This window comes from Nocardia sp. NPDC051030, from assembly GCF_040683015.1.
Classification (GTDB): Bacteria; Actinomycetota; Actinomycetes; order Mycobacteriales; family Mycobacteriaceae; genus Nocardia.
Map to the genome: position 1 here is coordinate 242,912 of NZ_JBFBCD010000008.1, position 7,668 is coordinate 250,579.

The 7,668-nt window shown below is 67.6% G+C and carries 8 protein-coding genes; 7 read left to right on the plus strand and 1 reads right to left on the minus strand.

All coding sequences use genetic code 11. The features are described from left to right. Positions 1-13: 13 nt before the first annotated feature. The 5 genes from AB0N05_RS26665 (at position 14) to AB0N05_RS26685 (ending at position 4,455) form a co-directional block, all read left to right on the plus strand. Complete coding sequence (locus tag AB0N05_RS26665) at positions 14-400, plus strand: STAS domain-containing protein (RefSeq protein ID WP_364698592.1); 387 nt, start codon at positions 14-16, stop codon at positions 398-400. Further along, the gene (locus AB0N05_RS26670; protein WP_364698594.1) at positions 390-803 is read left to right on the plus strand and encodes an ATP-binding protein; all 414 of its coding nucleotides are present in this window, start codon (positions 390-392) and stop codon (positions 801-803) included. Before AB0N05_RS26665 ends, AB0N05_RS26670 begins: the two co-directional genes overlap by 11 nt. Further along, positions 796-1,581 carry a SpoIIE family protein phosphatase gene (locus tag AB0N05_RS26675; RefSeq protein ID WP_364698596.1) on the plus strand — a complete coding sequence of 262 codons (786 nt, stop codon included), beginning with the start codon at positions 796-798 and terminating at the stop codon, positions 1,579-1,581. The genes AB0N05_RS26670 and AB0N05_RS26675 overlap by 8 nt, the downstream gene beginning before the upstream one ends. After that, a complete protein-coding gene (locus AB0N05_RS26680) occupies positions 1,578-3,992 on the plus strand; it encodes a SpoIIE family protein phosphatase (protein ID WP_364698598.1) in 2,415 nt (804 codons plus the stop codon). Before AB0N05_RS26675 ends, AB0N05_RS26680 begins: the two co-directional genes overlap by 4 nt. 127 nt (positions 3,993-4,119) lie before the next feature. Further along, positions 4,120-4,455 (plus strand): STAS domain-containing protein, encoded by a 336-nt coding sequence (locus tag AB0N05_RS26685; protein WP_364699107.1) that lies wholly within the window; start codon positions 4,120-4,122, stop codon positions 4,453-4,455. A gap of 118 nt (positions 4,456-4,573) precedes the next feature. Here AB0N05_RS26685 and AB0N05_RS26690 read toward each other — a convergent pair whose 3' ends face one another. Beyond that, on the minus strand, positions 4,574-5,617 hold the full coding sequence (locus AB0N05_RS26690; RefSeq protein WP_364698600.1) for an LLM class F420-dependent oxidoreductase: 1,044 nt from the start codon (positions 5,615-5,617) through the stop codon (positions 4,574-4,576). Between the two features lie 301 nt (positions 5,618-5,918). Here AB0N05_RS26690 and AB0N05_RS26695 point away from each other — a divergent pair, with 301 nt between their 5' ends. Then, positions 5,919-6,572 (plus strand): cyclodeaminase/cyclohydrolase family protein, encoded by a 654-nt coding sequence (locus AB0N05_RS26695; RefSeq protein WP_364698602.1) that lies wholly within the window; start codon positions 5,919-5,921, stop codon positions 6,570-6,572. 223 nt (positions 6,573-6,795) lie between these two features. After that, positions 6,796-7,545 (plus strand): L,D-transpeptidase, encoded by a 750-nt coding sequence (locus AB0N05_RS26700; protein WP_364698604.1) that lies wholly within the window; start codon positions 6,796-6,798, stop codon positions 7,543-7,545. Positions 7,546-7,668 lie beyond the last annotated feature (123 nt).

Genomic DNA, 7,668 nt, shown 5'->3' on the forward strand with positions numbered 1-7,668 from the left:
CCGGGGTCGGGCTATGCCGGTACCCATTCTGAAACAGGGCACCTATCTCATCGCGTCGGTGCAATCAGCGCTGACCGATGCGGATACCGAACGCCTGCAAGACGATCTGATGAAGTACGTCAGCAAATATCGGGCACAGGGGATCATCGTCGATCTGACGGCAATCGACGTAATGGACTCATTCGCCGCTAGATCGCTGCGTACCATCGCCCATATGACCAAGCTTCGCGGCGCGGAAACGGTCATTGTCGGCCTGCAACCCGAAGTCGCGTTCGCCATGGTGCAACTGGGGCTCACGTTCGAGGATATGCACACCGCGCTCGATCTCGAAGAAGGCCTGGCCTGGCTCAACCGCCAAATACCCCGCCGGCAACGAGACGGTCGTGATCGTGGCCGCTGAGAACGTGGTGATCGCGGTAAAGGTGTCCAATGACATCGTGACCGCTCGGCAAGCGGGGCTGGAGTTGGCAAGCAAACTCGGGTTCTCGCTTTCCGATCGCACCATGATCGCGACCGCCATCTCGGAAGTGGCGCGAAATATCACCAGCTACGCCGGAACCGGCGAGGTCCGGCTGACCGTGCAGGATCGGGAGGGCCGCCGCTCGATGGTGGTGCAGGCCCAGGACCAGGGCCCGGGAATCCTCGATATCGACCGGGCCATGGAGGACGGCTACTCCACCGGACGTGGTCTGGGACTCGGCCTTCCGGGCGCGCGACGGCTCATGGACGGGATGGTCATCGACTCCACCCCGGGGCAGGGGACCCTCGTGGAAATGTGGAAGTGGGTGCCCTCCGGTGCGTGAGGACGGTTTCATCGGCGCGGTGGAATGGGCCGTGGCCGGACGCGCACTGCCCGGACAGCGGGTGTCGGGTGACCGGTCGGTAATCCTCGACGCGGGCGGCGGCTCAGTGCTTTTCGCGGTCCTGGACGGACTCGGGCACGGTGCCGCGGCGGCCGACGCCTCCGATCGCGCGGCCCAGGTGCTGGCCGAGAATCGCGCCGAACCCCTCGACGTGCTCATGCTGCTATGCCATCGCGCCATGGCCGACACCCGCGGTGCGGCGGTATCGCTGGCGCTGTTCGACTCCGGTGACAAGCTCACCTGGCTGGGTGTCGGCAATGTCGAATCCCGCGTCGTCGCAGCGGCTCCCGGCAAACCGGCCATCCGCGCCACCGCCCTGCTGACCGGCGGCATAGTCGGCTATCTGCTCCCCCCGAACCTGCAATCGCAAACCGTTGCGGTGCGGCCCGGCGATCTGCTGCTCATGTCCACCGACGGCATCACCACCGACTACGCCGACGGAATCGATTTGGCCAAGCCGACTTCCGAGATCACCGCCGACATCCTGGCCCGGCACGCCAAGGACACCGACGACGCGCTGGTACTGGCGGCCCGGCATCGCGGGCACACCAGCCACAGCCATCACATCAGCCAGGTACAGCACGCCACCCACGCACCGTCGAGCCATCCGGCCACCCCCGCCAAGAGCCCGATCATCCCACCGGCGCACGGCCCCACCGGCATTCCCACGCATCGGCCGATCGACCCCAAGACGCGCGAAGCAGGCACTACAGCATGAGTGCCGTGCTGGCGGCATTTCGCGACGCATATGCGAGCGCGCTGCGGCTGCATCTGCGCGCACCCAACCAGAACACCCTGGCCGAGGGCTACGAGCTCGGGCGACGTGCCTTGGTCGAGGGCGTGAGCATTCTCGACCTCACCGAACACCACTACCGCATTCTCGAACAGGAAGGGCTGCTGCCCATTCCGGACGGCACCGACCGCGCCGAGGCGGCACTCGAATTCCTGCTGCAAACCATGGCCGCCCTGGACGTCGCCACCCGCGGCTTCCTCGACGGCACCCGCCGCTATGAGCAACAGCGTTCCCGCGCAGACGATCTCGCCGGGCGCGACGCCTTCCGCGCGGCCCTGGTGGAATCGCTGCAAGACGGCTTCTTCGTGGTCGACTCCGACGGCACCCTGGTCGAGGTCAACTCCGCCTTCGGCGCGCTCACCGGCTACGGCCCCGACGGCGTCCCCTATCCGCTCCCCCACCCCTGGACCACCCCGGACGCCCCCCGCTATCCGGATCTCGGCACCGACGCGGCCCGCTTCGTCATGCCCATCCGTCATCGCGACGGCCGCCGCCTCTGGCTCGCGGTCAGCACCAGCTCCCTGGTGAAACCCGAGAACGGCGAACGCATTTTCGTCGGTACCATCCGCGACGTCACCGCCGAACACGACGCCCAGGCCCGCGACCAAGCCGTCTCCCGCCTGGCCACCGCCGTCGGCTCGGGCACCAGCGTCGTCGAAGTCCTCAACCTGGGCCTGGAGGAACTCCGCCGCGCGGTGGGCGCGGAAGCCGCCGTCGTCTCGGTCTGGCCCAACCGCCACACCGGCCCGGAACTCTATGTCTCCGAGGACACTCCGAGCTTCCCCGCCACCCTCGAGGCCTCCGCGTACGGCCCGAGGTCGACCAGTCCGGGGGCACGCACCGGCGGCAGCGAAATCCACGGCGTCGGTGAACCCGGCATAGAGGTACACGACGTCGGCGGTTCCTACGACAGCGGCAGGCAGGGCGGCCGTTCCCCCGGCTCGGGAATTCCCCAGGACGGGCGCGAATCTCGGCAGGTGCTCGACGCGCGGGCGCGGGCGCTGTTGGATCGGGCTCGATTGCGGCCCGGGCGAACCATGTTCGCGATTCCGGAGGGGGCTTCGAGCTCCGAGGGCATTGTGGCACCGCTCGGGGAGGCCGGGGATTCGGCGCTGTGGTTGCGGTTCGCCGCGCCGCGCGCGATCACTCCCGGGGATTGGGCGCTGTTCTCGCTGCTGGTCGGGCATTTGAGTCTCGCGGTGCAGCGGGCGCGGAACTTCGATCAGGCACGGTCGACCTCGCTGACCTTGCAGCGGGCCATGCTCGGACCGATCGAATTGCCGCCGCGGTTCTCGGTGCATTACGAACCCGCTTTGCCGCCTTTGGAAATCGGCGGCGACTGGTACGACGTGGTGCGCCTCGAGGGTGGCACCATCGGCATCGTGGTCGGCGACTGCGTGGGACGAGGCCTGTCCGCGGCCGTGGTGATGGGGCAATTGCGCACCGCCGCACGCGCATTGCTGCTGCGCGGAGCGGGTCCGGCACAGCTGCTCTCCGAACTCGATAAGGTCGCGGCGCGGATTCCCGGGGCCATGTGCACCACGGTGTGCGCGGCCATTCTGGATCCCGAGCGCGGGCTGGTGCGGTACTCCAGCGCGGGCCATATGCCGCCGGTGCTGGCCGAACCCGGTACGGGCGGAAGACTTCTCGAGGGCGGGCGGGCGGTCCCGCTCGCGACCTTCGATCCGCCGCGCAGGCCGGAGGCCACCACCGCCCTCGCGCCGGGGTCGACCCTGGTGTTGTTCACCGACGGATTGGTCGAGCAGCGCGGCGTCGATATCAGCGAGCGATTCGTGGAGCTCGCCGACGAATTGACCGGCCTGGCAGGGCTATTGCCGCGCGAGGTCGCCGATTCGGTACTGTCGCGATTGCGGCCCGAGGGCGGCTACGACGATGACGTGGCCATGGTCGTGTACCGCCAGCCACCCAAGCCGCTGCGGCTGGATGTACCCGCGCAGGCGAGTCAGCTCTCGGGGCTGCGGCGCGCGTTCCGCGGCTGGCTGGCGGCGGCCGCGGTGCCGCACGATACCGCCGTGGATCTGGTCGCGGCCGCGAACGAGGCGTGCAGCAATAGCATCGAGCACGCCTATCTCGGCAGTGAGCCGGGCCGCGTGGTGCTCACCGCCGAATGCGGACTGGACACCCTCTCCATAGAGGTGGCCGATGCGGGAGCGTGGCGGCCACTGCCCGCCGACCCCGGGCACCGTGGCCGCGGCATCGCCATGATGCGGGCCCTGACAGACCAGCTCGACATCGACCATTCCGGACCCGGCACCCGGGTACGCATGTCGGTGCGACTGCCGGCCGTTTCATTCTCGGCGGCCGGGCGTATGTGAATCACGGCCTGCCGACACACCTTCGGCGGGTAGTTTTGGCAGACGATGCAGCACGAACGGACGGATCATGGCAGATTTAACCAACGTGACCAATACTTCCGGAGACGGCTATCCCTCCGCCGACACGATGACCACCTCGGTCACCGAGCGTGACGAGGCCACGGTGCTCACGGTGGCCGGTGACGTCGACCTGGCGACCGCCCCCGCACTGGAGAACGCGATCGACGCGACGCTGGGCGGCAAACCCGCCGCACTCGTCATCGATCTCTCGGCCGTGAGCTTCCTCGCCTCGGCGGGCATGGCGGTTCTCGTCGGCGCACACCAGCGCGCGGGGGACACTCGCATTGCCGTGGTGGCCGACGGCCCAGCGACCAGCCGGCAATTGAAGGTGACCAGTCTGGATCAGGTGTTCGCGCTGCATACGACCCTTGACGAAGCCCTGGCTTCGCTGCGCGGGAACTGAATTGGACGCGGCACTGAATTAGACAAACCGGGCCAGGTGCGCACGCCGCTTCCCGCGACGTGCGTGCGGCCCACGGGCCGCCTCGGCTGTGACGCCGAGGCGGCCCCGCCTTACCGATCTACTGGTCGCAGATTTCGCGGAGCTGCTCGACCAGCTTCACGCGCTCGGCCGCGGACCCCGCCAGCGGCACCACATTCAGCGCCGTGACACCGGCCTCGGCGAACGCCGCGACCCGCTCCTTCACGAAGCCCGCCGAACCGATCAGGCAGATATCACGGACCAGATCGTCCGGAACCACCTTGGCGGCCTCATCTTTTTTGCCCGCCAGGAACAGCTCCTGAATACGATCGGCCTCGGCGCCATAGCCGTACTTGGTGGCGAGCGTGTGATAGAAGTTCTTGCCCTTGGCCCCCATGCCGCCGATGTACAGCGCCAGGTGCGGCTTCACGAATTCGCGCAGCGGCTCCACATTGTCGCCGATGGCCAGCGCCGGACCGGCGAAGACCTCGAGATTGCCCAGCGACGGATCACGCTTGGCCAGACCGGCTTTCACCGACTGACCCCAGATGTCGTCGGCCTTCTCCGGCAGGAAGAAGATCGGCTGCCAGCCCTCGGCGAGCTCGGCGGCCAGCTCGACATTCTTGGGGCCGAGCGCGGCCAGGAGCACCGGAATGTTCTCGCGCACCGGATGATTGATCAGCTTGAGCGACTTGCCCAGACCGGTGCCCTGCCCCTCGGGCAGCGGGATGGTGTAGTACTTGCCCTGGTATTCCAGGCGCTCACGCCGCCACACCTTGCGGCAGATCTCCAGGGCCTCACGGGTGCGGCCGATCGGCGCGTCGTAGGGCACGCCGTGGAAGCCCTCGATCACCTGCGGGCCGGACGCGCCCAAGCCCAGGATGAACCGGCCGTCTGAGACATAGTCCAGGCCCGCGGCGGTCATGGCCGTCAGCGTGGGCGTGCGGGTGTAGAGCTGCATGATGCCCGAGGCCAGCTGGACCCGTTCGGTCTTGGCGGCCAGGTAGCCGAGCGCGCTCACCGCGTCGAACGAGTACGCCTCCGGCACGAACACGATGTCGAGTCCGGCCCGTTCGAGGTCGGCGACCTCCGCAGCCACCTCTTTGAAGCCGTCGGTGTAATTGATCGACAATCCGATACGCATGACCCGGACCTTACCGAGTGCGAATCCGGGTTAACGCAGCGGTCGGCGCATCGCGGCGAGCGACTCGGCTCATCGCAGCAACGGGCACGGCTCATCGCGGCGGCGGGCACGATTCATCGCAGCAACGGGCACGGCTCATCGCGGCGGCGGGCACGATTCATCGCAGCAACGGGCACGGCTCATCGCAGCCGCGGGCTCGGCTCGCCATGCCGGGCCAGCGCCGATCGCGGCATGCCCGGCCGGTACGGTGGTTGGCGGACATCGCTCGAATCCCCAGCTATCCCAAGGGAGGCCATTACTCATGACTCAGGATGCCGCGCAGGCAATCACCACCACGTTCGGTGGCTCGACCTTGCAGGGGTACCTGGATGAGCTGGCCGCCAAGGTGCCCGCCCCCGGCGGCGGCGCGGTCGCCGCCCTGCACGCCGCGCAGGGTGCGGCACTCGTGGCCATGGTCGCGCGCTACACCACCCGCGCCAAGGATGCCGACAACCGCCCGGTCATCGACCGCATCATCCTCGCCGCCGATTCCGCCCGCGAACGCTCCCTCGCACTGGCCGACGCCGATGCCGCCGCCTTCACCGCGGTCGGCAATGCCTACAAGATGGCCAAGGACACCGAGGAGCAGCAGGCCGCCCGCACCGAGGCCATTACCGGCGCGCTGCTGGGCGCGGCCCGGGTGCCCGCCGCCGTGGTCGCCGAGGCCGACGAGATCGTCTCCCTCGCAAGCGAACTCCTGCCCATCGGCAACCCCAATGTGGTGACCGATATCGGTGCCGCCGCCGATTGCGCCCGCGCCGCGGCCGCCAGCTCGCAGCTCAATATCGCCATCAATGTGGCCTCCCTGGGTCCGGGCTCGGAAGCGGAGTTCGCTCCCGTGCTCACCCAGATCGACGAGGTCATCGCCCGCGCCGATGCCCTGCACGCCGACGTGGTCGCCGCCATCACGCGCTGAGCCGCAAACCCGAGTCCGACTGTCCCGGGCCCCGTTCCATCACGGAACGGGGCCCGGTTCGTTATGTGCCACCCTAACCGGCTCATTACCAGGTCAAAGGCACTGCGCGAATCGCCCACGCCGGGACGAAGGTTACGAAGCGGGAACATTTCCGGATGGCACTGATCACTTGGCCATAGTCTGAGACCTCAGGACCACACCCCTCTCGAAGGGAATGGACACCATGCGGAAAGCGATTCGCTATCTGTTCGTCGCAACCGTGATCGCGGCAGCGACCGCGTTCGGGTCCGGAGCCGCGGGTGCGGTACTCGTGACGCCAAATCTCCCGGCGGTGCAGGCGATTTCGCCGGGGCCGGGCCAGGTGGTGGGTATCGCCGCACCGGTCAACGTGCAATTCGCGAAGCCGGTCGCCGACCGAGCTCTAGCGGAGAGAGCCGTCGACATTCGCGCCGGAACCACCTTGGCCGGGCACTTCTCCTGGGTAGACGATCGGCAACTGACATGGTCGCCGTCCGGCTACCTACCCACCTCCTCGCCAATCACGGTGTCGGTGGGTCGCCTGCACACTCAATTCGATACGAATGGCGGCGTCACGGCCGACGGGGATATGTCGGCACACACCTTCACGGTGTTCATGGGCGGTAATGCGGTACGCACCATGCCCGCGTCCTTCGGCAAGTCCGGCTGGGAAACCCCGACCGGCAACTATCCGGTCCTGTCCCGGGAGCGCACGGTCACCTTCGACTCCCGCACCATCGGCATCCCCTTGAGCAGCCCCCAGGGCTATCTCATCCAGGGCGAATTCGCCGAAAGGCTCACCTGGGGAGGCGTTTACGTCCACTCGGCCCCCTGGTCGGTGGATTCCCAGGGCAACTCCAATGTCAGCCACGGCTGCATCAACCTGGCCCCCGGTGACGCAGAGTGGTACTACGACAACGTAAGCATCGGCGACCCGGTCAACCTCCACTGGTAACCGGTAGTCAGCCGACGAACATGCGGTGGTGGGGGGGGTTTAGACCGAAAAACAACAACACAGCCTGTTTTTATATTTATAAAAAGGCTAGGGGGGGGGGTGGGGGGGGTGTGGTAGGGAGTT

Coding starts and splice junctions, on each gene's coding strand:
- AB0N05_RS26665 (WP_364698592.1), top strand. CDS start 14: ATGCCGGTACCCATTCTGAAACAGGGCACCTATCTCATCGCGTCGGTG.
- AB0N05_RS26680 (WP_364698598.1), top strand. CDS start 1,578: ATGAGTGCCGTGCTGGCGGCATTTCGCGACGCATATGCGAGCGCGCTG.
- AB0N05_RS26685 (WP_364699107.1), top strand. CDS start 4,120: ATGACCACCTCGGTCACCGAGCGTGACGAGGCCACGGTGCTCACGGTG.
- AB0N05_RS26690 (WP_364698600.1), bottom strand. CDS start 5,617: ATGCGTATCGGATTGTCGATCAATTACACCGACGGCTTCAAAGAGGTG.
- AB0N05_RS26695 (WP_364698602.1), top strand. CDS start 5,919: ATGACTCAGGATGCCGCGCAGGCAATCACCACCACGTTCGGTGGCTCG.
- AB0N05_RS26700 (WP_364698604.1), top strand. CDS start 6,796: ATGCGGAAAGCGATTCGCTATCTGTTCGTCGCAACCGTGATCGCGGCA.